Annotated in this window: 23 protein-coding genes; 10 read left to right on the top strand and 13 right to left on the bottom strand. The window is 59.9% G+C overall.

Going from position 1 to position 23,240, the window contains the following annotated elements; all coding sequences use genetic code 11:
• Nucleotides 1–86 precede the first annotated feature (86 nt).
• The 4 genes from ACO079_RS00950 to fliQ are packed head-to-tail and all read right to left on the bottom strand — an operon-like array spanning nt 87 to nt 4,761.
• Nucleotides 87–2,615: an ATP-binding protein gene (locus ACO079_RS00950; RefSeq protein ID WP_421791112.1), complete on the bottom strand. Its 2,529-nt coding sequence runs from the start codon at nt 2,613–2,615 to the stop codon at nt 87–89.
• Between the two features lie 41 nt (nt 2,616–2,656).
• On the bottom strand, nt 2,657–3,745 hold the full coding sequence (gene flhB, locus ACO079_RS00945) for a flagellar biosynthesis protein FlhB (protein ID WP_421791111.1): 1,089 nt from the start codon (nt 3,743–3,745) through the stop codon (nt 2,657–2,659).
• 3 nt (nt 3,746–3,748) lie between these two features.
• A complete protein-coding gene (gene fliR, locus ACO079_RS00940) occupies nt 3,749–4,501 on the bottom strand; it encodes a flagellar biosynthetic protein FliR (protein WP_421791109.1) in 753 nt (250 codons plus the stop codon).
• Nucleotides 4,498–4,761, bottom strand: coding sequence for a flagellar biosynthesis protein FliQ (gene fliQ, locus ACO079_RS00935; RefSeq protein WP_421791108.1), 264 nt, complete (start codon nt 4,759–4,761; stop codon nt 4,498–4,500). The genes fliR and fliQ overlap by 4 nt, the downstream gene beginning before the upstream one ends.
• A gap of 109 nt (nt 4,762–4,870) precedes the next feature.
• Here fliQ and ACO079_RS00930 point away from each other — a divergent pair, with 109 nt between their 5' ends.
• The gene (locus tag ACO079_RS00930; RefSeq protein ID WP_421791106.1) at nt 4,871–6,766 is read left to right on the top strand and encodes a DUF885 domain-containing protein; all 1,896 of its coding nucleotides are present in this window, start codon (nt 4,871–4,873) and stop codon (nt 6,764–6,766) included.
• A gap of 5 nt (nt 6,767–6,771) precedes the next feature.
• On the top strand, nt 6,772–8,682 hold the full coding sequence (locus ACO079_RS00925; RefSeq protein ID WP_421791105.1) for a DUF885 domain-containing protein: 1,911 nt from the start codon (nt 6,772–6,774) through the stop codon (nt 8,680–8,682).
• Between the two features lie 106 nt (nt 8,683–8,788).
• Here the strand turns inward: ACO079_RS00925 and ACO079_RS00920 are convergent, their stop codons facing one another.
• From ACO079_RS00920 to ACO079_RS00910, 3 genes are read right to left on the bottom strand one after another with little or no spacing between them, the layout of a single operon-like run.
• Nucleotides 8,789–9,097, bottom strand: coding sequence for a flagellar hook-basal body complex protein FliE (locus ACO079_RS00920; protein ID WP_421792981.1), 309 nt, complete (start codon nt 9,095–9,097; stop codon nt 8,789–8,791).
• A 17-nt stretch (nt 9,098–9,114) separates the two neighbouring features.
• Nucleotides 9,115–9,528, bottom strand: a complete 414-nt coding sequence (gene flgC / locus ACO079_RS00915; protein WP_421791103.1) for a flagellar basal body rod protein FlgC — start codon at nt 9,526–9,528, stop codon at nt 9,115–9,117.
• A 10-nt stretch (nt 9,529–9,538) separates the two neighbouring features.
• The gene (locus ACO079_RS00910; protein ID WP_421791101.1) at nt 9,539–9,916 is read right to left on the bottom strand and encodes a flagellar basal body rod protein; all 378 of its coding nucleotides are present in this window, start codon (nt 9,914–9,916) and stop codon (nt 9,539–9,541) included.
• A gap of 78 nt (nt 9,917–9,994) precedes the next feature.
• Here ACO079_RS00910 and ACO079_RS00905 point away from each other — a divergent pair, with 78 nt between their 5' ends.
• Nucleotides 9,995–10,288, top strand: a complete 294-nt coding sequence (locus ACO079_RS00905) for a flagellar biosynthetic protein FliO (protein WP_421791099.1) — start codon at nt 9,995–9,997, stop codon at nt 10,286–10,288.
• Complete coding sequence (gene fliP / locus ACO079_RS00900; protein ID WP_421791098.1) at nt 10,285–11,055, top strand: flagellar type III secretion system pore protein FliP; 771 nt, start codon at nt 10,285–10,287, stop codon at nt 11,053–11,055. Before ACO079_RS00905 ends, fliP begins: the two co-directional genes overlap by 4 nt.
• Nucleotides 11,056–11,061: 6 nt before the next feature.
• On the opposite strand, the gene ACO079_RS00895 is transcribed toward fliP, so the two are convergent.
• Genes ACO079_RS00895 through ACO079_RS00875 form a run of 5 tightly spaced genes read right to left on the bottom strand, consistent with a single transcriptional unit; the run spans nt 11,062 to nt 17,200 of the window.
• The gene (locus ACO079_RS00895) at nt 11,062–14,427 is read right to left on the bottom strand and encodes a hypothetical protein (RefSeq protein WP_421791097.1); all 3,366 of its coding nucleotides are present in this window, start codon (nt 14,425–14,427) and stop codon (nt 11,062–11,064) included.
• Nucleotides 14,411–15,112: a MotE family protein gene (locus ACO079_RS00890; protein WP_421791096.1), complete on the bottom strand. Its 702-nt coding sequence runs from the start codon at nt 15,110–15,112 to the stop codon at nt 14,411–14,413. Before ACO079_RS00890 ends, ACO079_RS00895 begins: the two co-directional genes overlap by 17 nt.
• Before the next feature lie 2 nt (nt 15,113–15,114).
• Nucleotides 15,115–15,504 (bottom strand): DUF6468 domain-containing protein, encoded by a 390-nt coding sequence (locus tag ACO079_RS00885; RefSeq protein WP_421791095.1) that lies wholly within the window; start codon nt 15,502–15,504, stop codon nt 15,115–15,117.
• Entirely contained in the window at nt 15,501–16,628 is a 1,128-nt protein-coding gene (gene fliM / locus ACO079_RS00880) for a flagellar motor switch protein FliM (protein ID WP_421791093.1), read from the bottom strand. The genes ACO079_RS00885 and fliM overlap by 4 nt, the downstream gene beginning before the upstream one ends.
• Nucleotides 16,629–16,636: 8 nt before the next feature.
• Nucleotides 16,637–17,200, bottom strand: a complete 564-nt coding sequence (locus ACO079_RS00875; protein WP_421791091.1) for a flagellar basal body-associated FliL family protein — start codon at nt 17,198–17,200, stop codon at nt 16,637–16,639.
• Nucleotides 17,201–17,465: 265 nt separating this feature from the next.
• On the opposite strand from ACO079_RS00875, the gene ACO079_RS00870 reads away from it, so the two are divergent.
• The 4 genes from ACO079_RS00870 (at nt 17,466) to flgH (ending at nt 20,890) form a co-directional block, all read left to right on the top strand.
• Nucleotides 17,466–18,203, top strand: a complete 738-nt coding sequence (locus ACO079_RS00870; RefSeq protein ID WP_421791090.1) for a flagellar hook-basal body complex protein — start codon at nt 17,466–17,468, stop codon at nt 18,201–18,203.
• A gap of 13 nt (nt 18,204–18,216) precedes the next feature.
• Nucleotides 18,217–19,002, top strand: coding sequence for a flagellar basal-body rod protein FlgG (gene flgG, locus ACO079_RS00865; RefSeq protein ID WP_421791088.1), 786 nt, complete (start codon nt 18,217–18,219; stop codon nt 19,000–19,002).
• A 10-nt stretch (nt 19,003–19,012) separates the two neighbouring features.
• Nucleotides 19,013–19,948 (top strand): flagellar basal body P-ring formation chaperone FlgA, encoded by a 936-nt coding sequence (gene flgA, locus ACO079_RS00860; protein ID WP_421791086.1) that lies wholly within the window; start codon nt 19,013–19,015, stop codon nt 19,946–19,948.
• Between the two features lie 63 nt (nt 19,949–20,011).
• Complete coding sequence (gene flgH / locus ACO079_RS00855; protein ID WP_421791085.1) at nt 20,012–20,890, top strand: flagellar basal body L-ring protein FlgH; 879 nt, start codon at nt 20,012–20,014, stop codon at nt 20,888–20,890.
• Nucleotides 20,891–21,148: 258 nt separating this feature from the next.
• Here the strand turns inward: flgH and ACO079_RS00850 are convergent, their stop codons facing one another.
• Nucleotides 21,149–21,580, bottom strand: a complete 432-nt coding sequence (locus ACO079_RS00850) for a GNAT family N-acetyltransferase (protein WP_421791084.1) — start codon at nt 21,578–21,580, stop codon at nt 21,149–21,151.
• Between the two features lie 447 nt (nt 21,581–22,027).
• On the opposite strand from ACO079_RS00850, the gene ACO079_RS00845 reads away from it, so the two are divergent.
• Together ACO079_RS00845 and ACO079_RS00840 are read left to right on the top strand one after the other, a co-directional pair.
• Nucleotides 22,028–22,483: a DUF488 family protein gene (locus tag ACO079_RS00845; protein ID WP_421791082.1), complete on the top strand. Its 456-nt coding sequence runs from the start codon at nt 22,028–22,030 to the stop codon at nt 22,481–22,483.
• Nucleotides 22,467–23,240 (top strand): hypothetical protein, encoded by a 774-nt coding sequence (locus ACO079_RS00840; RefSeq protein ID WP_421791080.1) that lies wholly within the window; start codon nt 22,467–22,469, stop codon nt 23,238–23,240. The genes ACO079_RS00845 and ACO079_RS00840 overlap by 17 nt, the downstream gene beginning before the upstream one ends.

Below are 23,240 nucleotides of genomic sequence, written 5' to 3'. Positions count from 1 at the left end.
TCCCACCGGGGAGCAATCAAGGGGTTTGTACCGGATTTGTTCCCGGAACGCAAGGGGAACATTTGAGTGCGCGGCGGGACCAATTGTCAGGCTGCGTCGCGAACTTCACCGTTAAGGACCTGCTTCACCCGTTCGGCCAGCTGGGTCAGTGTGAAGGGCTTGGGCAGGAAGGAGACGTCCTGTTTACGCGACAGCGTGTCGGAAAACTGTTCCTCGGCATAGCCAGAGATAAAGATGACGCGCGTGTCTTTGAGTAAATCTGCGGCCTTTTCGAGAAGCCCCGGGCCATCCAGGCCGGGCATCACAACATCAGAGACCAGAAGGTCAAACCCGTTTTCATCCTCGCTCAATATGTCGAAAGCTTCCTCGCCATCGCAAGCTTCAACGACTTCATAGCCTCGCTTGGCGAGCGTCTTGGCGGCAATGGCCCGGACGGCGTCTTCATCCTCAACGAGCAGCAGTCGGCCCTTGCCCGCGAGATCAGCTGGTTTCGCTTCAACCGCCTGCTTTTCTACAGGCGCCGGGGCTTCATCTTCGCTGGCAACATAGGCGGGCAGGAAAATGCGGAAGGTCGAGCCCTTGCCGAGCTCTGAATCGACAAACAGGAAGCCACCGGATTGCTTGACGATGCCGTAAACTGTCGCAAGACCCAGCCCGGTTCCCTGCCCCACTGCCTTCGTGGTGAAAAAGGGCTCGAAGATTTTCTGCTTGGTTTCTTCATCCATGCCGGTGCCCTGATCGATGACCTCGATCTGCACCCAGTCGCCCTCTTCCACATCAGGCGCCCCGGCCGCCGTGACGTCTTCAGGCGATACTGAGGACGTCCGAATGGTGAGGGTGCCGCCGCCATTATCGCGCATTGCGTCGCGCGCATTGGCAGCGAGATTCATGATGGCCGTTTCCAGCTGGCCCTTATCGGCGCGGATCGCCGGCACATTGCGGCCATGCACGATATCCAGCTTGACGGTTTCTTCGAGGATCTGGCGGAGCAGCACGGTGAAGTCCGACAGGACATCGGCCACATCCAGCGCTTCCATGCGGAAGGTCTGTTTGCGCGAGAAAGCGAGCAGTTTTTTCACCAACCCTGCCGCGCGTGCCACCGTCTGATTGATCACCTGCAATTCGCCATAGGACGGGTCCCCGACAGGGTGACGGCCCAGCAATTCGTCGACATTCAGGCGGATCGCCGTCAGCAGATTGTTGAAATCATGGGCGACACCACCGGCCAGCTGGCCGACCGCCTGCATCTTGTTGCCCTGCCCCATCTGGCGCTCGAGCTCTTTCCACGCCGTCACATCGATCATGTAGGCGGCGCGCTTGCCACCCTTGGCCGGCGAAAACACAAGGCGGATATCGATCGGCGGATCGGTTTTAAGAACCGCTTCGGCAGGTTCGCCTCTCTTTGTCGCTTTGGAGAAGACCTCCTCGCAGGTACGGCCCTGATCCCAGTCAAAAAGATTTGCAAACACCACGCCGGATTTGGCTTGCCCACCTGACATCTCGGCCAACGCCGGGTTGGCATCTTCGAGAATGGCCGTGGCCGGATCAGACCCGGACAGGCGCGCGACTCCAAAGGGCGCGGCAACAAACATGTCATCCAGCGTACGGCCACTTTTTCCGCCCGTTGCCCCGGCCATGGCCAGGGCGACGCCGGGCGGCATCCCTGTCGTGGTCAGGCCGTAGATTACACCTCGCGCGCCGCCTTTCTTGCCCTCATCCCACTCCAGCGTCACGACGGCATCGGTTTCCAGCCCGTCGCGTCCTTTCAGGCGCAGATCAAAGCGGCACACCTCTTCATCATCCTTGGACTGGATCAGAGATTTCGCGTCGGCAGATCCAAACAGGTCTTCCAACGATGGCAACGCCTCGTCCGGTTGCAGCCCCAGCCAGTCGCGCAAGGTCGCGTTAGCCACAATCAGCTCACCAATCGCGGTCAGGGCAAACAGGCCCACCGGCGATTTATCCGCCCAGTTTTCGACCGGCACCCCGCCCGCAGCGCTGGTGACATCATGCACCGGCATTAGCCGCCAGGCGATGTGATCGAGGCCGGAGGGGCGCGCCTCCAGCGTGTATTGCGAGACGCGGCCTTGCTGTTCGGGCAGATCCGGCAGGCGTTCCCTGGCCAACTCGCCATTACGGGCTGCGCGTGCCAGCCGGTAGATGACGCCATCGCCACTGGCCGCCCAGATGCGCTCCAGCGCCGGCAGGGTTTTCGCCTGCCCGGTCGAGGAATAATGTCCGGCCAGCTCTCGATAAGCCGAATTGCCCCAGCGCACCGCGCCACGGCGGTCAGTGACAAGAACCGGGTCCTGCAGGCTTTCCAGCGCTTCCAGCGCCAGCCCGGCCGGGCCAGGCTCGGCATGCTTGTCGGCTTTCTGGCGCATGGTTTTGCCCGCAGCCTCTCCGGCTGCCAGCGCGTAGAGCATCAGGAAGGCGGCAATCGCGAAACCGCACAGCAGGATAAATCCGCTCCACACCATGGCAGAGGCGGCGAACAATCCCACGGCGGCCACACCCAGCACGCCCAGCCCCAGCGCCCATTGCAGGCGGCGCCTCATATTGCGGGACAGTGAGGCCGGTTCGGCGGGCTCAAGCGGTTCGGTGATCTCGGCCATGGGCATCATCCTTATGCGAATCAAACTCCGCTATGCGGAGCTTAACCCGGTTGTGCGCTTTGCGCGCGCTTTCCAGAAAGCGTCAGCACGTAACCAATAACTTTGGCGACAGCCTGGAAGTGTTCAGCCGAAATGGTTTCATCCACCTCAACACTGGCGAACAGCGCCCGCGCCAGCGGCGGGTCCTCGACAATCGGCACATCATGCTCTTCCGCCAGTTCACGAATGTTCAGCGCAACCTGATCGACACCTTTGGCGACGCAAACCGGTGCTGGCGTTTCGCCCTGCTCGTATTTCAATGCGACGGCAAAGTGGGTCGGGTTGGTAATGACGACGGTGGCTTCCGGCACGGCGGCCATCATGCGTTTCTGGGCCCGGTCCTGACGGATCTGGCGCAGCTTGGCGCGAATTTGCGGGTCGCCCTCGGTCTGTTTCAGCTCATCCTTGATCTCGCGGCGCGACATGCGGTTACGCTTCATGAAGTTCTGGCGTTGAAAAACGTAGTCGGCCACGGCGATAAAGGCATAGGCCACCAGTGCGGCGACCAGCACCAACAAAATATCGTTGCGGATGATGATCATCACAGCGGGCAGGTCGACCTGAGGCATGCCAGCCAGCTCACCGCGCTTGGGCCAGATGACCACGAATACGGCCGCCGCCACGATCACCATTTTCCCCACGCCTTTCAGAAAGTTGGCGATGCCCTGTGGCCCGAACATGCGTTTGAACCCTTCAACCGGGCTGAGCTTGTCGAGCTTGGGCTGCATCTTCTCAGCTGTGAAGATCAGGCCCGATTGGATCAGATGACCCGCCAGACCGGCCAGAGCAATCAATCCAAAAGCCAGCCCGCACGCCGCGATCACGCGCCAGCCGAGCGCCAGGCTTTCTGCGCGCAAGGCGGCCGGTTCAACACTCATGACGTGGGCATTGGAAAAAAACAGGCTGAGATCGCCCGACAGCGACCGCACCATGCCCGGTGCCATCAAGCCGATCACGACCAGGCCAGAGGCCAGCACGAACCAGCCCGGAATTTCCTGGGACTTGGGAATATCGCCCTTCTTGCGCGCGTCCTGCAGGCGCTTCGCGGTCGGTTCCTCGGTCTTCTGACTTTCGTCCTGGTCTTCCGCCATGGCCTATCTGAACTCCACAGCGAATTGCTCGATGCGAGAGAGCCAGAGCGTGGCGATCGAGCCGAGCGCGATGGCAAAAATGAACATACCCGCCATGATGTTTGAGGGCATGGCAATGAAGAAAATCTGCGCCTGCGGCATCAGCCGGGAGAGGATGCCCAGCCCGAAATAGAATACCAAACCAAAAACGATCAGCGGCGAAGCCATCTGCACGCCGATGCGGAAGGCGTCGATAAACGCCTGAAGCGCCCACTGGACGGCATCCTCGACCATTGGCATCTCACCGATGGGAAACAGCATGTAGGAGCCTTGCGCCGCCTGTAAGAGCAGATGATGCACATTGGTTACAAACAGCAAGAGGATGAAGGTGAGGTTCAGGAAGGTGGATAACAGCGCGCCTTGCTGACCCTGAGAGGGGTCAAAAAATTGCGCCATGGCGAGGCCGCTTTGCTGACCGATAACCTGGCCCGCGACCGAAGACGCCATCATGAACATGCGTGCCACCGCGCCGATCATCAGACCGATAATCACTTCAACCATGATCAGTCCGGCAATCGCCATGGGCTGTTCGGGCTGAGGCGGCAGTTCGCTGGCCAGCATAGGGCCCAGCGCCAATGCAAACAGCAGGGCAAAAGATAACCGGATCCGCGGCGGAATGCTGCCTTCGCCAAAGCCAGGCAGGAGCATGAGAATCGCGCCCAGCCGCGCAAAAATCAGTGCCCCGGCAAAAACCAGCGTCGACAGGTCTGCGATCATGCCGCGACGATCCGGTCAAAAATACCGTTCATGAAGGCCGCCATCAGCGCGCCCATCATGGGCAGAAATATCAGCAAAGCGACGAAAATGGCGATGATTTTCGGGACGAAAACCAGCGTCATTTCCTGCACTTGCGTCAATGCCTGAAACAACGCAATGACCACGCCCACCGCCAGACCAATCAGCATAACCGGGGCCGCCATGGCCAGCATCAACCAGATCGCATCGCGGGCGATATCAAGCACTTCTGAACCGTTCATGCGGCTTCTCCGCACTGCAAACATAACCGAATGGTGAGTTTACGCTCCGGGCGTTCGCGTTAAGAAAGAGTCAATATTCGTAAACGCGATGAATTCAGGGGAGAGTTTCATGCGTCCATTATTGATTGGCGCCAGCGCCTTGGCCTTGCTGACGGCCTGCGTGCAACCGGCTGATGAACCAGAGGCCCAGGCCACTGCACCCGCACCTGCAGAAAACACATCTGGCACGGCCGAGACAGCGGCAGTTGAACAGACCGAAACCGAGCGTTTGCTGGCCTTCTTTGATGCCCAGTTCGAACGGGAGCTGGCGCTCAGCCCACTCGGCCAGACCTTCCTCGGGCTGACAGAGGACAGCGAAGCCTATGGCCAATGGAATGATGTCTCTGAAGCGGCCTTTCAGGCGGGTCTGGACCGGGCCAGAACGGATCTGGCCACTCTTCGCAGCGATTTCGATTTCGAGGCCCTGACGCCGGAAGCGCAAGTTTCCTTTCGCTTTGCTGAATTTGTACTGGAGAACCAGCTGGCTCAGGGTGAGTTCTGGGATCACACCTATATTTTCACCCAGTTCTTCGGTCCTCATAGCCAGCTGCCGTCGATGCTGATCGGCTATCACCGTGTCTCGGACTTTGAGGATATCGAAGCCTATGTGCGGCGCCTTGAAGGTCTGGGCGATGTCTATCAGACCCTCATAAATCAGGCAGATGCGCGTGCTCAGAATGGCGTTCTGCCACCAGCTTTCGCCTATCCGGTTATTATCAGCACATCAGAGGGCATGATCACCGGTGCGCCGTTTGACGACAGTGAAAACAATTCGCCACTCTGGAACGACTTCCTGACCAAGCTGGACAGTCTGGAGCTCGAAGAGGATCAGGCAGATGCCCTGCGCGAGCGGGCCCTGGCGGCGCTGACCGGCCCGGTCCGGGCAGCCTATGAACGCCTGATCAATGTCATGGGCGAACATGAGCAATTGGCCCAACGCATCGAGATTGACGGGGTCTCCCGTTTGCCGCGCGGAGAAGCCTTTTATCAGGCGCAGGTTCTGAACTTCACGACTCGCGAAGATCTGGACGCGGAATGGGTGCATGAAACCGGATTGGCTGAAGTTGATCGAATTCACAACGAAATGCGCGCCATTATGGAAACGGTGGAATTCGAGGGGAGCCTGCAGGACTTCTTTGAATTCACACGTACCGATCCGCAATTCTATTATGAAAACACCGAAGAGGGCCGGCAGCGCTACCTCGCCGAGGCCACAGCCTTCATCGACCGGATTACAGAAGAACTGCCCAGCTATTTTGGCCGGTTACCGCAAGCCGAGATGGAGGTTCGCGCCGTTGAACAATACCGGATCGAAACCGCGACCGGGGCCTTCTATGAGCCCGGCCCGCTGGATGGGTCCGCACCCGGTGCGTATTACGTAAACCTGTCTCGCATGGACGAGTTGCCGATCTACCAGATGGAAACGCTCGCCTATCATGAGGGCAATCCCGGCCATCACATGCAGGTAGCCATCAGCCAGGAGTTGGACAATGTTCCTATGTTCCAGCGGACGACCTGGTATTCCGCCTATGGCGAAGGCTGGGCGCTTTATGCCGAAGCCCTGGGAAAGGATATGGGCTTCTTCACCGACCCCTATCAGGATTTTGGACGGCTGAGTTACGAAGTCTTCCGGGCCGCACGCATGGTCGTGGATACGGGCATCCACCATTATGACTGGTCCGAGCAGGAAGCGATGGATTACATGCTGGAAAACACGCCGATGACCGAAGGCGATATCCGCAATGAAGTCCGCCGGTATATCGTCTGGCCAGGACAGGCGATTTCATACAAGACCGGTATGCTTACCATTCTTGAATTGCGGCAGCGCGCGATGGATGCGTTGGGCGATCAGTTCGACTATGGCGAGTTTCACGACGTGATTCTGGGCAGCGGGTCAGTGCCGCTGACCCTGATGAGCGATCTGGTCGATGCCTATATCGAAGCAAGCCTGAACGAAGGGGAATAAATCTGATGAAACACGTCCCTGCCTTTTTGACCTCGGTTTCGCTGGCCGCATTGCTGGCTGCGTGCAGCCCGTCGAATGAAAGTTCGGAACTGCCCGCCGATCCGGCACCGGCCAGCGCGGCCAACGACAATGACACGGCGTCTCAGGAAACCGTGGCCGCGACCGATCCGGCCGAGCCCGCCGTTGATCCTGCCGAGGTCGCGCGTCTGAACGCCTGGTTTGAAGAGGTCTATGAGGAGGGCGTTGCCCGCTCGCCGATCACACAGTCTTTCCTCGGACGCCGGACCAATTACGACCAATGGGGTGATTTCACGCCGGAATTTGCGGAAGAAGGCATACAGATCGCGGAAGCCAATCTGGCCTATATGCGCGAGAATTTCGACTTTGACCGTCTGGACGAGTCGGCCCGGATTTCCTGGCGCATGTTCGAGCGCAATGTGGAACGCCAGGTCGAGGGCCGCCGCTGGTCCGATCACGGCTATACGTTCACGCCGCTTTTTGGCGCGCACAGCTTTGTGCCCTCATTCATGATCGCGCAGCATCGCGTGACCTCGCTGGAGGATGCAGAGGCCTATATCGCGCGCCTGAATGGCGTCGGCGGATATCTCGACCAGCAAATGGCGAATGCACAGCGCTCTTTTGATCAGGGCATTGCCACCGCGCAGTGGAGCTATGCGCCACTCATTGCCACCTCGCGCAATATCATTTCGGGTCACCCCTTTACCGAAGGTGAGGACTCGCCCCTTATGGGCGATATCCGGCGCAAGGTTGAAGGACTGGAAGTATCCGAAGAGGAACAAGCGCGCCTTATCGCCGAAGCGGAATCCGCTCTCACCGATGTGGTTCAACCCGCCTATGAACGCCTGATCGCCATGTTTGAAACCATGGAGTCCGAGACGGGAACCGACGATGGCGCTTGGACCATGCCGGATGGCGGCGAATACTATGCCTACCTTCTGGAGGGCTACACGACGACTTCCATGACGCCGGAGGAGATCCATAATTTCGGGCTCTCCGAGGTGGAGCGCATTCATGGCGAAATGCGAGACATCATGACCCAGGTCGAGTTTGAAGGCTCCTTGCAGGATTTCTTCGAATTCATGCGGACAGATGACCAGTTCTATTATCCCAATACGGATGAAGGCCGGGATGCCTATCTGGCCGAGGCCACCCGAATGATCGCGGAAATGGAAGCCGCCTTGCCGGCCTATTTTAACACCTTCCCGCAGGCCGATATGGAAGTGGTGCGCGTCGAACCCTTCCGCGAAGCCTCAGCGGGCAAGGCCTTCTACCAGCGACCGGCGGAAGATGGCTCCCGCCCGGGCCGCTATTACGCCAATCTGCGCGATATGCGCGACATGCCAACCTATCAGATGGAAGCGCTGGCCTATCATGAAGGCATTCCCGGCCATCACATGCAGCTGGCCATCATGCAGGAGCTTGAAGGCGTGCCCGCCTTCCGCCGCTTTGGCGGCGTGACGGCCTATACCGAAGGCTGGGGGCTTTATACCGAGTATCTACCGCTGGAGATGGGCTTTTATGAAGACCCGTATTCAAACTTTGGCCGTCTTGCGATGGAGCTGTGGCGCGCCTGCCGTCTGGTCGTGGATACCGGTCTGCACCACTATCGCTGGACTCGCCAGGAGGCGGTGGATTACCTCGCCACCAACACGCCGAACCCGCAAGGCGACATTGTCAATGCTATTGACCGGTACATCGTCATTCCCGGGCAGGCCACGGCCTACACGATAGGCATGGCGGAAATCCTTCGCCTGCGGGCGGAAGCCCAGGACGCCCTCGGTGAAGAGTTCACCATGGGCGAGTTTCACGACGTGATCCTGTCTCAGGGCGCGATGCCGCTCTCCATTCTGGAGGAGCGGGTCTATGCCTGGATTGAGGCGACGCAGGCGGAGTAGTCTTATTTCCGGGCTGCCCGGGCTCGACCCGGGCATCCATCCCCAAAAAACATAGGCCCCCGGATCAAGTCCGAGGGCCCCAGAACACTAGCGATAGAACCGCAAACTAGATCGGCATGCGCAGGATTTCATTGTAGGCGCGGATCACCTGATCGCGGACTGCCATGACGGTTTCCAGCTGAACCTCGGCGGCGGCCACGGCGGTGACGACGTCGACCAGTTCAGCCTGGCCGGTGGCGGCGCTGGCGGTGAGTTGCTCGGCTTGCGCCAGCGACGTATTGGTCGCTTCCAGTGCACCCTGAACGAGCTCTGTGAACTGCGCGCCAGCGGTTTCCTCGACCTTGGGCGTGCCAGCGGCTTGACCGGCTGCTTCGAGCATTTGCTGCTGGTAAGCGCGAATTCCTGCGGGATCCATGGCCATGACCTAGCCTCCTAACGGCGCAGGAGATCCAGCGCACGCTCCATCATGCGCCGGCTGGATTCCACCATGTTGAGATTGGCCTCATAGGACCGCTGCGCTTCGCGCATATCCATCAGCTCAACCAGCGTCTGGACATTCGGATAGCGCACATAACCCTCTTCATTCGCCGCCGGATGGCCCGGCTCATATTCGAGGCGGAAATCGGACATGTCCGGCGCCGCACGCGTCATGCGCACGGTTTCATGACCTGTCGCGCGGTCCAGCTCGGCCTCGAAGACCGGCATCTGGCGACGATACGGGTCGCCGCCCGGTGTTTCGGCGGTCGAATTCGCATTGGCGATATTTTCCGCGATGATCCGCATACGCGCCGATTGGGCACGAAGCCCGGCAGCAGCGGCAGTCATTGCATCAGAGGCGTCAGACATTCATCCGCTCCTATTGTCCGGGCGGCCGGGCCGCCATCCGCATCAGGCCGAGGCTTTTCTGGTAAAGCGTCAGCGCCGTTTCGTAGCGCAGGCGGTTTTCCTGCGCGCGGATCGTCTGTTCTTCTAGAATGACGGAATTGCCGTTGACCGTGGTCTCGCTATCGGGCCGTTCCTCTGCCTGATAACGGCGCGCAGCAACCTCCCCGCTCGCTGAATTATTCAGCGTGCGCTGCAATGCCCGATGGAAATCGGCTTCGGACAAATCTTGCGGCGTGTAGCCGGGCGTATTCGCATTCGCGATGTTCCGCGTCAGCAATTCATGCCGCTGGCTGTGAAAAGCCATCGACTCACGCAAGATTGCCAGTGTTGGCGCGTTGTCCAGACTCACTTTCTAACTCCGGTCTGTTGATCGTGAAGCTGGGCTGCGCCGCTTAACACTGCGTTAAACAGGAAGGATTTGCCGACCTTGGACGTTCTGGACTTCGCCCGTTATTTCGCCGCGCTGGCCGTTGTGCTGGGCCTTCTGGGCCTGTTGGCGCTGGGCGCGCGGCAAGGCTGGCTAGCAAATTTGCTGTCGGGCCTGTCGCGCGGGCAAATGGCCGGCATGAAGCGCGAGCGCCGGATGCGGGTGGTCGAAATGCTGGTCCTGGACCCCAGACGCCGCCTCGTCATCGTCGAAATCGACGGCAAGGAACGCACGCTCCTGTTAGGCGCAAATGAAGAAACGGTTCTGCCCGATCCCGATGGAGCGCAATCATGAGACTGCCGCGTTGGGCTGGATGGCTGGCCGTGCTGGGCAGTTTCCTGCTGCTGACAGGCGGGGCGCTGGCCGCGGCCCCTGCCGGGCCGGGCATTACGCTGGATCTGGGCGATGAAGGCACGCTGACCGAGCGCGTCCTGCAATTGATGGCGCTTTTGACGGTGCTATCATTGGCTCCGTCGATCGTGATCATGACCACGTCATTCGTGCGGATCGTTGTCGTCTTGTCGCTGCTTCGGACCGCCGTTGGCTTGCAGCAAAGCCCACCGAACGCCGTGCTGATTTCACTCGCCATCTTCCTGACCGGTTTCATTATGGCGCCTGTGTTCAGCCAATCCTATGAGCAGGGCGTGCGCCCGCTGCTGGACGGTGAGATGGAGCTGACCGAAGCCTTTGACGCCTCCAGCGCACCGGTCAAAACGTTCATGCTGGCCCACACGCGTGAGGATGATCTGGCACTGTTTATTGGCTTCATGGAAGGTCCGGCTCCTGAAAGTGCCGAGGAAACGCCCTTCCATGTGGTGGCCCCCGCCTTCATGATTTCAGAGTTGAGGCGGGCTTTCGAAATCGGCTTCCTGCTCTTCATCCCGTTCCTGATCATTGATCTGGTGGTGGCATCAATCCTGATGTCGATGGGCATGATGATGCTGCCACCCATTGTGATTTCGCTACCGTTCAAGCTGATTTTCTTTGTGCTGGTCGATGGCTGGCGATTGGTCACCGGCTCGCTGGTTCAGAGTTTTGCGACCGTCACGCCGCCCACTTAGCCAGGGTCAGGCGGGATCGCCCCCTTCTGAAAAGCGGTCGCGGAAGCGACTCATGAACGCATCCAGCGTGTCCACACCGGCAATCTGGCGTGCCAGATCCCCGATCTGCGCATCTGCGGAAACCGAATTCTGGCGGGTCAGAACCTCAAAGGCTTCGGCCTGATCAGTCGCCGCCATTTGCTCGCCATAGCGGCTGGTCAGCCGGTCGATGGAGTCGCGATCATCGGCGAGATTGTAAGCAATAGCGGCACGCAGCACGTCTGCCTGCTCATCAATCGAAAGATCGCTTTCATCCTGCCAGCGATTGGCCAGCGCGGCCTCGATCCGGCGCCCGGCATCCGGCCAGTCGCGGCGTGCCCAGGCGATATCGGCCCGCAAGCGGCGGGCGCGCTCTGATGTATCGCGTTCGATCAATTCCAGAGCATGTTCATGGCGGCCCAGTTCTGAGAGCGCGCGAGCCTCAAGTACGCGGCGCTCTTCAACCATGTCCATCGGCAGACCCGCGACACGTGTTGAGCGGATAACGGTCAACGCTTCGCCGGGGCGGTGATCCATCAAATAGATAACCGCCAGATCAGTGCCGACCCCTGCGCGCGCGGTGGGTTCGCGCAGTCGTTCATTGACCTGGTGGGCCAACAATTGCGCCGCCGGTTCCAGCAGATCAAAGGCCACGAGACGGTCGGCCAATCGCCGGATCATACGGTCGCCATCCGCACCAATCGGCGTCAGATAAGAGTGCTCATAGAACAATGCGACCGCTTCAATCGGGTCAAGGCGATCGGCTTCGCCATCGAGGAACAATTCATTGAATATCCTGGCCATTTCCTGACCGGTTCGGCGCGAAGCCCGGCTGTCTGGGAATTGGGCGCGAGCCGTTTGCATGATCTGCAACCCTTCACTGTACTGGCCTTCGCGCACATAGAGCTGACCCAACAGCGTCATGGTTTCCAGCTCGGTCGTATCGCCCCGCCAGCGCAGGCGGAGCATCTCCAGGGCTTCCACCGCTTCGGTTGGCGACATCAGATCGTGTTCGATCTGCAGCTTGTAGAGATCCAGCAGAGCCAGAGCTTCAATCTCTGCGAGGCCGGACACTGACAGGCGCTCGAGCCGGTCGATGGCTGTCGCGGTATCACCAGACACCGCCGCCAACCGGGCCTCGATTAAGGCGGCGCGGGCGGAAATCTTTCGGGACGGGCTGGCGGCCTCGACCTGACGCAGCAATTCGGTCGCCGCGGCGAAATCGTTCAGCTCCAGCGCGGTCTCGGCATGACGGACGTAAAAGCGGGCCTGCCAGTCCGCGCTATAATCAAAAAGCGCTTCGCGGGAGGCGGCAAAGCGCCGGCTGGCCTCTTCCCACTCCTCGCGCTCAGCGGCGATCAGAGCCCTCCAGGGCGAGGCGCCTGGATCATTACGGAGCTCGGGCGCACTGAAAGCGGCATGTGCCTCGTCGATCCGGCCCATCATCAGGCTGGCCACTCCAGCCAGAGCCAGCGCGTGCGGGTCACCCTGCACCGCCGGATCCCGGTCAATCGCAACTTCTATAATGCCCAGTGTTTCAGCGGCCAGCCCGTTGGCGATCAGAAAACGCGCGAGCGCAATCCGATCTGTCGTATCGCCGCGTGCGGCCTGCGCATACATCGCGCGGTATTGTGGCCAGTAAGCCCCTTCACCCTGCCAACGTACAAAATCCATGTAGGCAGGGGAATCCAGGCTGCGCCGCCCACTGGCGAGAATACTGTCGGAGGTGGGCGACAGCGCCAGGCCTTCCGGACGCGCCAGCACAATCACCTCACCCTGGCGGCTCATGGTGACGTCATCGGCCATGATCTCGAAGGCCGCGCCCTGGCTGGAGGGCAGCAGCGACATGCCCACAAAGTCGCGGCGCGACGGCGCGCCCTGGATTTGTCCCCGCCCGGTGATAACGGCGAGCATGTCACCGACGGCGAGATCATCGACCCAGAGGGGTTCTCCGGGTTGATCGAGTTCCACGAGAATGCGCGCAGCCGTGCCACGCCGGGCGTCGCGCTCGACGGAAATGGGCCGCGGCGGGGATTCAATGCGCTCGGAAAACACAACGCGCCAGGCATTGGCGTCGCGAAAAACCTCGGCTTGCGTGGAATCCGGCACGACGATCCGGGCAGCGGAGTAACCCTCGCCCCGGCTGGTCGTGTAGCCAATGACATGGCCGCGCCGTCCGTGTGCGATTTCCTCCAGGTTCAGCTCGGCTTCCGCATCAAACACGATCCAGATCGCCGAACCGCGCTGAAAGACTGCCGCGCCCACCGGGGCGGCCCATTCAAACACCGTGATCAGCTCGCCTTCATTCTCTCGCGCTTGCGCCGTCACGACGCCGCTGGTCGGGACCGGGTCGGCGCGCACCTCGCGGGTATAATTCAGGGTCTCGGCGTCCAGCTCCGGGACAGGAATGGGCGAGCCCGGTTCGACCTCCGGCTCGACACTGGCCGGGGTGTCCTCTACCGGGGGCGGAACATCACGAGCGACGTCGTCCTCAGCCGGATCTGTTGCCGCATTTGCTTCACGCTGGGCGTCTGCCAGCTCGGCAAGGGCGGCGAGCACGTCGGACGGGTTCGTGGCATCGGCGGATAGAAGATCAATGACGATCCGCTCACCCTCATCCCAGATGCGCGCCGTCGACCCCTCTTCCAGCGTGATCTGCAATTCATGGTCGGCTTCGCCGCGCTCACCTTCAATTGTTTCAAGAAAACGAGGGGGCGATGCGCGCAGCGGGGCCAGATCCATCTCGGCAGGCGCAGAAAAAGCCACCGTTGCGATATTGCCGTTCTGGACCAGCTCGTACGCGACAATTTCCGGCCAGATCAGCTCGATCCGGGTATATTCCGTCGCTTGGGCGAAGTTCACCGCCACGTTTAGCGCCGGTGGCGGCGGCGGGGGCGGTGCATTTGCCGCCGCTTCAGCTGCATCGATCTCGGCCTGTTCACGCGGGGAGACAATATCCGGCAGGCCAGACACGCCAGGCGGCACAAGATCAATGGCCAACAGGTGATAAGAGTTGGAAATCTGCGGGGTTATCGTGTCATCGCGCAGCGCCAGCCGCAGCGTCTGACCGTCGGGATCAATGCGCGCCAAGGCGATTTGTCCGGGAAGCTCTGCAGCAACAGCCGCAGCGCTGCCTTCAATCGGCTCAGAGAAGCGGACAACGAGTACCTGACCGCCGAGAATTTCGGCATTGGCAGACGGACGGTTGTCGCCAAAAGTTTCCGGGTAGCTGACGACAATCCGGCTGACACCGCCGGTTTGCTCAACGGCAAAGGTAACGGGTTCCGCTGCATAGGCAGCAGCTTGAGCGGCCAGACCTGTCAGGCCGGCAAGGAGGCTAGCCCTCAGAGCCAAGCCGCGCCTCCAGCTCTGCTGCGGTTTCAGGAACATCACGGCGCGCCGCGATCAACGAGGTCAGAGCCGCTGCATCACGAACTTCCATTTCCGCCATGATCGGGCCCGCCTGGCGAGCGGTCATACGCGAAATGATCTGGACCTGGGTCTCGAGATCAAGCGCGGCAATGCGCTCGGCGGCCGCATCCGGCTCCATCTGGTTATAGATGGCCACAAGCCGCCGCATTTCTTCGGCTTCAAGCTCGGACAAGTTTCCGAGCAGCGCATCAATATCCGCCTGAAGCTGACGCAGTTCTTCAATGCGCTCATCAACACGGGATTCGGCCACTTCCAGCAGCTGTTCGCGGGTATCCAATTCACGGTCACGCGCATCGAGAGCCGCGCGCCGCTGAACGAGCGAGGATAGAATATCCCTTTCGGAGGGAGACAGGCCGGCATTCGCCGCGCGCATGGCAAAACTGCCAGCGGTTCCCGCCTCATCGGGTGCCTCACACACCGACGTACCAAGAGAATTCTCGGCAAGCGGGTTAGCCTGTGGCTCGTCGGCGGCCGCTTCCGCTGGCTCGTCCTCAACAGAGCGCGTGGCGAAAGCGTCGGCTGCGCTGACACCGACTTCCAACGCTTTGAGAATGAACAGGCCGCCGGCGAGTATGGCGGCAGTGGCGAGGACGCGGACAGGCTTCATGACTAACGCACATCCTTCAGATCAGAGAACACGGTCTTGCGCCCGCCCTCCGGGAAATGCTCGGCAATTGTTTTCCGGCGCGGACGCGCGGCAATGTCATTCGCGCGGCGATCACCTGCTTCGACCAGCAAGCGGAGCTCGTCCGACAAGCCTTGAGCCCGGCGGACATCATCCTGCAGCGTCTCCCCGCTTTCGCGGGCGGCGCGTTGCAGGCTGGCCAGGCTGGCGCGGGCGCGCTCGGAAGCTTCATCCAGCGCAATGATGGAATCACGAATACCATCCTGACCAGAGCGGAGCGCGCGCAGCTTGGCGTCGACCCGCCACATCATCACGGCAGCGAGAAGAACGAGCAGCGCGACAGCGCCTTCGAATACGAGCGTAGCCAGGGTCATGTAGTCCTCATCAAGGCTTTTTTGGCACGGGTGGTCAGCGGAGAATCCAGCCGTACGGCGACATTATGGCCCAGCCGGCCCATGCGCCCGCGCGTCAGCGGGATCATGCCGCACTTCAATTCAACCAAACTTTCAGGCGAGGCATCCAGGAAGAAGGTGTCGCCGACCTTCATATTCATAACCTTGCCCACCGGCATTCTCAGCTCATCCAGCACTGCGAGGACTTCCATGCGGGTCGACCAGAGCTCGGTTGCCAGATGGCTTTCCCAGATATTATCGCGGCCGAATTTCTCCCCCATGAATTGCTGAAGCAGCATTTTCCGGATCGGCTCAAGGGTCGCGTAAGGCAAAAGCAATTCAACACGCCCGCCGCGGTCTTCCATATCCACGCGCAGCTTGACCAGAATGGCTGCGTTTGCGGGGCGGGCAATGGCGGCAAAGCGCGGATTGGTTTCAATCCGCTCGAGCGCAAAGTCGACCTCGGTCAGGGGCTCGAATGCGGCTTTGGCATCCTGCAAGACCACTTCGATCATGCGCTGAACCAGCGTGCGCTCGATCGTCGTATAGGGCCGACCCTCGATGCGCATGGCGCTGGTGCCCCGCCGACCACCCAACAACACATCCACAATCGAATAAATGAGGTTCGAATCGACCGTCAGCAGGCCGTAATTGTCCAACTGTTTGGCGCGGAAGACCGACAGAATAGCTGGAAGTGGGATGGAATTTAGATAGTCGCCAAAGCGCATGGACGAGATATTGTCGAGGCTGACTTCGACATTGTCCGACGTGAAATTGCGCAGGCTCGTCGTCATCAGCCGCACTAGGCGGTCGAAGACAATCTCCAGCATGGGCAGGCGCTCATAGGAGACCAACGCCGAATTGATAATAGCCCGGATGCCGGACTTATCCGCGTCGTCTTCATCGGACATGGAAAAGCCGAGCAGGCTGTCGATCTCGTCCTGATTTAGGATGCGTTCCGGCGGTGCACCCGCCTGACCGTCACTGCCCTCATCGCCGACCATGGACTGCCATTCTTCGGAGAGATCATCACCGGAGCCGTCTGCGCCTTCCGCAGCCGGGGCTTCTTCCTCTTCAGGTGCCGGGGCTTCTGCAGCGTCAGCCATTCAAACCTCTAGACAATCAGCATGTTGGTAATCAGCACAGCATGAACCCGGTCATCGCCGAGCACCAGCTGGGAGCGGCGCAGGAGCTCCATGCGGACACGCTGATAGCCGGCACTGCCGGCCAGATCTTCCGGGCGCAGCTCCCGCAAAAAAGCCACGAACTGGTCGCGAATGCGGTTCTGTTCGGTCTCCGAAAAATGCTCGGCGAAATGCTCGTCAGGTGTTTCGAACACCAGCTGCATCTGCAGGATCGAGAATCCGCCATTGCCGTTGGAAATCGAGACCTGCATTTCCGGCAGCTCGACCAGAGTCATTTCTTCTTCGGCAGGGCCGGCGCCATGTTCGCCGGCTGCTTCTTCGCCATGCTCGCCGGCTTCGGCCAGCTCGGCCTCATCGCCGCCGCCTGATAAAAGCAGGAAGGCCGCGGTTCCGCCAAGCGCGAGAATGATGACCGGCAGGCCAATAAACAGGCCCAGCTTCATCAAGCCGGGCTTTTTCTTCTTGCCCTCGCCGTCTTCACCGTCTTCGGCTTCAGCGTTTTCGTCTTCAATCTCTTCGTTTTCGTCAGCCATGGCGTGGCTCCGATTCCCCTTGTGATTCAGGCCGATTAAGGCCCGCTCCGGTTAACGAGGCGTTTGCATTTGGTGCTCACCCGGCAATTCCTGCCGCCTTGTAGGCCGGAAACTGCCGGTTCGTTTAACAGCACGCGAGATGCCCACGTCCCAACTCACTGAAATACAATGAAATTAACCATGGCACGCGGGATGCAATGCGTTTGGAAAGCGCTGCGGAAGACGGCGTCAAAAACATAACGCTCCAGAACGGACGGAATGCGCCATGGATAATGCTCTTATGATAGGGCTTTCGCGACAGCTAACGCTGCGCCGCGAAATGGATATCGTCGCGAACAATATCGCGAACGCCTCCACGCCCGGATTTCACGTTGAAAGCCTGTTGATGCGGGCCGAGCCAGCTCCCACCGCCGAAGCCCAGGATGGCCCCAGCGACCTTCAATATGTCGATGCCTATGGTGTGGGCCGCGATTTTAGCGAAGGCAGTCTGGATTTTACCGGCCGCTCACTGGATGTCGCGCTGGAAGGCGATGGCTTCTTCCAGGTTGAAGCGGCCAATGGCGACGCGCTCTATACCCGCGATGGCCGCTTTCGCATTGATAATGAAGGCCGCTTGGCCGCCTCTGATGGCGCTTTGGTGCTCGATGATCTGGGCGCGCCCATCCTGATCGACCCGGCCCAAGGCCAGGTGCGCATCACCGAAGATGGCGCGCTGGTTCAGAATAATGCCGAGATCGCCCGGCTGGGCGTTTACCGGTTTGAAAACCTGGCGGCACTGCAGAAATCCGGTGCCAGCCGCTATACCACGATGGAGGACAACCCCGCCGAGATCGCGACCGAGATCGCCTTCCGCCAGGGCTATGTCGAAACCTCCAATGTCCAGCCCATTCTGGAGCTGACCCGCATGATCGAGACCATGCGGGCCTATTCATCCGTTTCCCGCTTCCTCTCGCAGGGCGAGGAATTGAGCCGGAAGGCGATTGAACGCCTCGGCCGCGTCTAAAGGGAGTTAAGCCATGCGATCTCTCACTACCGCCGCAACGGGCATGCAAGCCCAGCAGATGAATGTCGAGGTGATCTCGAACAACATCGCCAACATGAACACGACCGCGTTTCAAAGACAGCGCGCCGAGTTTCAGGATCTGATCTATCAGAGTGTGGAGCGCATGGGCGCCTCCTCCTCTGATGCGGGCACCATCGTGCCCACAGGCGTTCAGGTGGGTCTGGGTGTGCAAGCCGCTTCGGTCTACCGAATTACCGAACAGGGCAGCCTGACGCAGACCGGCAATCGCTATGACCTCGCCATTTCCGGGCAAGGCTATTTCCGTGTTCAGCTGCCCTCTGGCGAAGATGCCTTTACCCGCGCCGGAAATTTCGCGATCAGCCCGGATGGCCAACTGGTCACCACCGATGGCTTTACCGTGGCGCCGGGCATTGCCATCCCGCAGGGCGCACGCGATGTCGCGATTAACCAGCAAGGGCAGGTTCAGGCCATCATCGACGGCCAGCCCGATGCCCAGATCGTCGGCCAGCTGGAATTGTCCACCTTCTTCAACGAAGCGGGTCTGGAAGCGCGCGGCGATAATCTCTTCACCGAGACGGCTGCGTCCGGCGCCCCCACCACGGGCACGCCGGGCTCGAGCGGATTTGGCGTAGTGCGTCAGGGCTTTGTGGAAACCTCCAACGTCAATGCGGTCTCTGAAATCACCGCCCTCATCCAGGCCCAGCGGGCCTATGAGATGAATGCAAGGGTGATCTCGGCGTCCGATGAGATGTTGTCGACCTCCTCGAACCTGCGCTGAGGACGAACCCATGAAAACCTTCCTCTTTGCCCTCGCCCTGATCTTCCTGCCGCCGCCGCAGCTAGTGCTGGTCGCCTTCGCGGACGGGCCGGTCATCCTGCGCGATACGGTGCGCGTGGAAGGCAGCGTGGTGACGCTCGGCGATCTGTTCGAGATCGACGGCGAAGCCGCCAGCGCGGTTATCGTCCGCGCGCCGCAACCGGGCCGCCGGACCTCGATCGACCCGTCCTATGTGATCCAGCAGGCCCGTCAGAACGGCCTGACCTGGTCGAACCCCAACCGCCTGCGCCGCATTACGGTGGAGCGCGCCAGCCGGATGATCGATACCGACCTCATTGAGGAGATCATCTCCGCCGAGCTGTTTTCCCGCGATGGCAATGAGTATGAGATCCAGCTGGCCAGCGGGGAAAATATTCATGCTCCGCTCGACAGTTCCGGCCTGCCGCAACTGGCCGCCTTTGATTTCAATGCCAATGCCGGCGTGTTTCAGGGCGAGCTGATTGCCTATGACGGGGCCGCGCCGGTGCGCCTCAATGGCCGCGCCTATGCGACGCTGGACGTGCCGGTGCTCGCCCGCGCCATTCCCGCCGGTCATGTCATCGAACATGCCGACATTGACTGGCAGCCCGTCCGCGCCGATCGCCTGCGCGCTGATGCGGTGATGCACATTGACGAGATGATCGGACGCGAAGCGCGACGCGCCCTGCGCCCCGGTGAGGCCCTCCGCGCCTATGATTTACAGACGCCCGTCGTAGTCGAGCGTGGTGAGATCGTCTCCCTCGTCTTTAGCGTACCGGGCCTGTCACTGACGGCGCGCGCCCGTGCTCTGGAAGATGCGGGAGCTGACGAGATTGCCCGCTTTGTGAACCTTCAATCCAACCGGACGGTGGATGCGATGGTGGAAGGCCCCGGCCGCGCCCGCGTCGTCTCCGCCGGACCGTCTTAGTCAACAAATGGCCTGATCAACAAGAAGAACAATAACTGCCACTTACAGCCCTGGGATAAGAATATGAAACGCTTGCTTCTCCTGCTGACCGCCGCGCTGTCACTCGGCGCCTGCTCCACCGCCCAAAGGCTGACGGAGGTGGGCACGACGCCCGGCCTGTCGCCGATTGAAAACCCGGCGCTCTACGCCACCAGCCCGCACAATCCGCAAGCGCCGCATACCTCGCCCTATGGCGCGCCGCCCGCCTATGGCCAGCCACAGCAACACGCCCCAGCTTATGGCCAGCCTGCCTATGGCCAACCGCAATATGGCCAGCCGCAACAGTCTGCGCCCCATCAGTATGGCCATGCCGGGGCCATTCCGGCGGCCTATGAAGCTGCGCCCACCAACTCGCTGTGGACGCCGGGCCGCCAGACCTTCTTCGGTGATCCGCGCGCGGCCCATCCCGGCGACATTCTGACCGTGAATATCAACATTTCCGACAGTGCGAATGTGCAGAACTCCACCAACCGCTCGCGTACCAGTGCAGAGGATAGTGATTTCACCAACTTCCTGGGTCTGGAAGCCGAGCTGGGCGATTTCTTCAATGATGCGATCAACCCGGCCTCGATCACCAGTTTCGGATCAAACGGATCGCACACCGGCACCGGAGCGGTGACACGAGCCGAAACGATCAATCTTTCTGTCGCCGCCGTGGTCACCGGCCGTATGCCGAATGGCAATCTCGCCATTACCGGGCGGCAGGAAGTGCGCATCAATAACGAGGTCCGCGAGCTTTTAATCTCCGGCGTGGTGCGTCCTCAGGACATCGCCTCGGACAATACGATCCGCCACACCCAGATCGCCGAAGCGCGCATCTCCTATGGCGGCCGCGGCCATATCTCGGATGTGCAACGCCCCCGCGTGGGTCAGGAAGTCTTCGACATCATCTGGCCGTTTTAGGTTTCTCCGGGCTTCTCAGCCCGGAGCACACGCCCACCACCCAGTGGCGCACCTTGGCCCCTGTCGCTCCGGCGGCAGGGGTTATTTTTGTGCCGCGTAGCGGTCATCCCGGACGCAGCCGCGATCCGGGATCTGGATTTGACATGTTCCCTCGTCATCGTCCGGCTTGACCGGACGATCTTGTCCTAGAGACCCTCCGATCAAGTCGGAGGGTGACGCTTTGATGGACTGGTTGTTGTAGCAACAAGCCGAAGCAAATCACTCCAGATCGAAATCAATATGAAACTGGCGCTCCGGAGGCTTGCCGCCAATGGCCTCATAGAAGGCAAGCGCGCCCTCATTATCGGTGTCCACCGCCAACCAGGCCAGCTTGCAGCCCATGGCTCGGGCCTCTTCAAACAGAGCCCGCATCAAAGCGGACGCAACGCCCTTGCGCTGATAATCCGGTGCGGTGCCGACCTCCTGAATGAACAGCTCACCGCCAGGCTTGTCGGGATGGATCAATCGCGTGGCGGACACAAAACCGATGATCAACTCACCGTCTCTGGCGACGATCAGGCGATTATCCGGATTGGCCAGAAACGCCCGCGCGGTTGCCGGGTCGATGGGATTATCAAACACGTCCGGCGCAAGGGGCGAAAGCTGATCGGCCTCACCGGCTTTCAGGGTCTGGAGGGTGAATGGGGCCATCGTCAATTCCATCTTGGCCGGGGTGCTCGGGCTCGACCCGGGCATCTATCAATCAAGAAGAGATGGACCCTCGGATCAAGTCCGAGGGACCCAGGTAGTGTCTGGCGTCTTCCCTTGCGTCATTCCGGGGCGCACGCAGTGCGAACCCGGAACCCATGCTGGAATGATGACGGCTCGGCATGGGTCCCGGACTGCCGCTTCGCGACCTCCGGGATGACGATTTGGTGCCTCCCCTGCTTGCGGGGGAGGAAACCCCTACCCCACTCGAGGCACCCCCTCACTCCCAAGACATACAGACGGCCTGCAGCCCGCTGCTCCATAAGGTGTGAGGTGGAAGCATTGTGCCCGAGGTTTGAGAGGTGGGGATAAGAATTCTTGAACTAGCACTGTTGCGTTTTAGTTGAATCGTTAACCGAACCCCGCGAGATTAAGGGCAGGGAGGAAACCATGCTTTCAACTATCGGCTACGAAGCCGCAACGCTCGGTGACTTCATCGAAACTCTAAAACTGGCCGATGTCGACATTTTGGTCGACATTCGGGAAAGAGCTCAGTCACGTCGCAAGGGCTTTTCAAAGACAGCATTGGCTTCAGCCTTGGCGAAAGAAGGCATCGACTATGTTCACTTTCGCGAACTGGGCGATCCAAAGGATGGCCGCGAAGCAGCTCGCGCCGGCAATTGGAAAAAATTTCGACAAATCTATGCGGGGGTCATGGCGTCACAAGAAGCCAAGCAAGCATTGGACGACATTGAAAAACTCTTGTTTCAGAGCTCTGCTTGTCTCCTTTGCTATGAGCGGGATCCAAAAACCTGCCATCGCTCAATAGTTGCAAAAGAGCTTTCTGATCGCCTAAAATTACAAACTAAGCATCTCGGAGTGCAAAAGATTGGGGCGGCTGCATAAACAGTCTGGAAGATGCGTTAATCTCGTAAAGGCCCTTCCACACGCAAGCGGGAAATACGATGAAACCGTTTGTTGTGCAGGCATTTCGCCAGGAGGCAGCTGGGTCCGGCAACATCCGGTGCCTTACCGAACTTTGCTTCAACCGCAAAAGTTCCGTCGTTGGGATATAATACAGTACGAGTTTACCGACCCAGGCCACGACGGTCGGTATGAAACCCAGCGGGTAGAGCCGAATTCAATTCAAATTGTTGGCAAATCGTCGGCGGCCAAAGAACAAAGCAATTTGAATTCAATGCTGTTCGAATCAACTTCAGCTGCGGCTAAAGCGGGACACTCACTTACGCTGATCAGGCCATCTGATTTTGAATTTTTCTCTGTCCCCAAAAGCCAAGAGAAGATCGACAAAGAAACCAAGAAGCATGCTGCGGCGGCTGCGCAGGAAAGCATGTTTCATGGAAAGGTATCGCCTTTCGAGGTCTGCCCGCTTGAGTTCAAGATGAATTGGCGCGACGCAACCGGAAAGAAGCGATCACATACGTGCGAGGATTGGGAAACCACCACTACCTATCAACGTCGACTAAACGAAACGCGCAATGCCGATATGGCCTTCAATTGGTTGAAGGAGAAATATGAAAACGACTACCGGCAAAGCGGCGTGGTTTTCGCGCTAGGCACTCATCTTGTGTACCAGAAAACTTGGCTTTTGGTTGGGATTATTCGACTCAACGAAGAGAACCAACCCTCGCTTAATCTATAA

Origin of the sequence: Hyphobacterium sp. (assembly GCF_965228115.1) — a bacterium.
GTDB lineage: Bacteria > Pseudomonadota > Alphaproteobacteria > Caulobacterales > Maricaulaceae > Hyphobacterium.
This window is presented reverse-complemented; position numbering and strand designations above follow the sequence as displayed.

Bases quoted from the DNA above. Each gene is read 5' to 3' on its own strand.
- ACO079_RS00870 (WP_421791090.1), top strand. From the start codon at position 17,466: ATGGATAATGCTCTTATGATAGGGCTTTCGCGACAGCTAACGCTGCGC.
- ACO079_RS00845 (WP_421791082.1), top strand. From the start codon at position 22,028: ATGCTTTCAACTATCGGCTACGAAGCCGCAACGCTCGGTGACTTCATC.
- ACO079_RS00885 (WP_421791095.1), bottom strand. From the start codon at position 15,504: ATGACCCTGGCTACGCTCGTATTCGAAGGCGCTGTCGCGCTGCTCGTT.
- flhB (WP_421791111.1), bottom strand. From the start codon at position 3,745: ATGGCGGAAGACCAGGACGAAAGTCAGAAGACCGAGGAACCGACCGCG.
- flgH (WP_421791085.1), top strand. From the start codon at position 20,012: ATGAAACGCTTGCTTCTCCTGCTGACCGCCGCGCTGTCACTCGGCGCC.
- ACO079_RS00890 (WP_421791096.1), bottom strand. From the start codon at position 15,112: ATGAAGCCTGTCCGCGTCCTCGCCACTGCCGCCATACTCGCCGGCGGC.
- flgG (WP_421791088.1), top strand. From the start codon at position 18,217: ATGCGATCTCTCACTACCGCCGCAACGGGCATGCAAGCCCAGCAGATG.
- fliQ (WP_421791108.1), bottom strand. From the start codon at position 4,761: ATGAACGGTTCAGAAGTGCTTGATATCGCCCGCGATGCGATCTGGTTG.
- ACO079_RS00930 (WP_421791106.1), top strand. From the start codon at position 4,871: ATGCGTCCATTATTGATTGGCGCCAGCGCCTTGGCCTTGCTGACGGCC.
- ACO079_RS00875 (WP_421791091.1), bottom strand. From the start codon at position 17,200: ATGGCTGACGAAAACGAAGAGATTGAAGACGAAAACGCTGAAGCCGAA.
- flgA (WP_421791086.1), top strand. From the start codon at position 19,013: ATGAAAACCTTCCTCTTTGCCCTCGCCCTGATCTTCCTGCCGCCGCCG.
- fliM (WP_421791093.1), bottom strand. From the start codon at position 16,628: ATGGCTGACGCTGCAGAAGCCCCGGCACCTGAAGAGGAAGAAGCCCCG.
- fliP (WP_421791098.1), top strand. From the start codon at position 10,285: ATGAGACTGCCGCGTTGGGCTGGATGGCTGGCCGTGCTGGGCAGTTTC.
- fliR (WP_421791109.1), bottom strand. From the start codon at position 4,501: ATGATCGCAGACCTGTCGACGCTGGTTTTTGCCGGGGCACTGATTTTT.
- flgC (WP_421791103.1), bottom strand. From the start codon at position 9,528: ATGTCTGACGCCTCTGATGCAATGACTGCCGCTGCTGCCGGGCTTCGT.
- ACO079_RS00950 (WP_421791112.1), bottom strand. From the start codon at position 2,615: ATGGCCGAGATCACCGAACCGCTTGAGCCCGCCGAACCGGCCTCACTG.
- ACO079_RS00920 (WP_421792981.1), bottom strand. From the start codon at position 9,097: ATGGATCCCGCAGGAATTCGCGCTTACCAGCAGCAAATGCTCGAAGCA.
- ACO079_RS00850 (WP_421791084.1), bottom strand. From the start codon at position 21,580: ATGGCCCCATTCACCCTCCAGACCCTGAAAGCCGGTGAGGCCGATCAG.
- ACO079_RS00925 (WP_421791105.1), top strand. From the start codon at position 6,772: ATGAAACACGTCCCTGCCTTTTTGACCTCGGTTTCGCTGGCCGCATTG.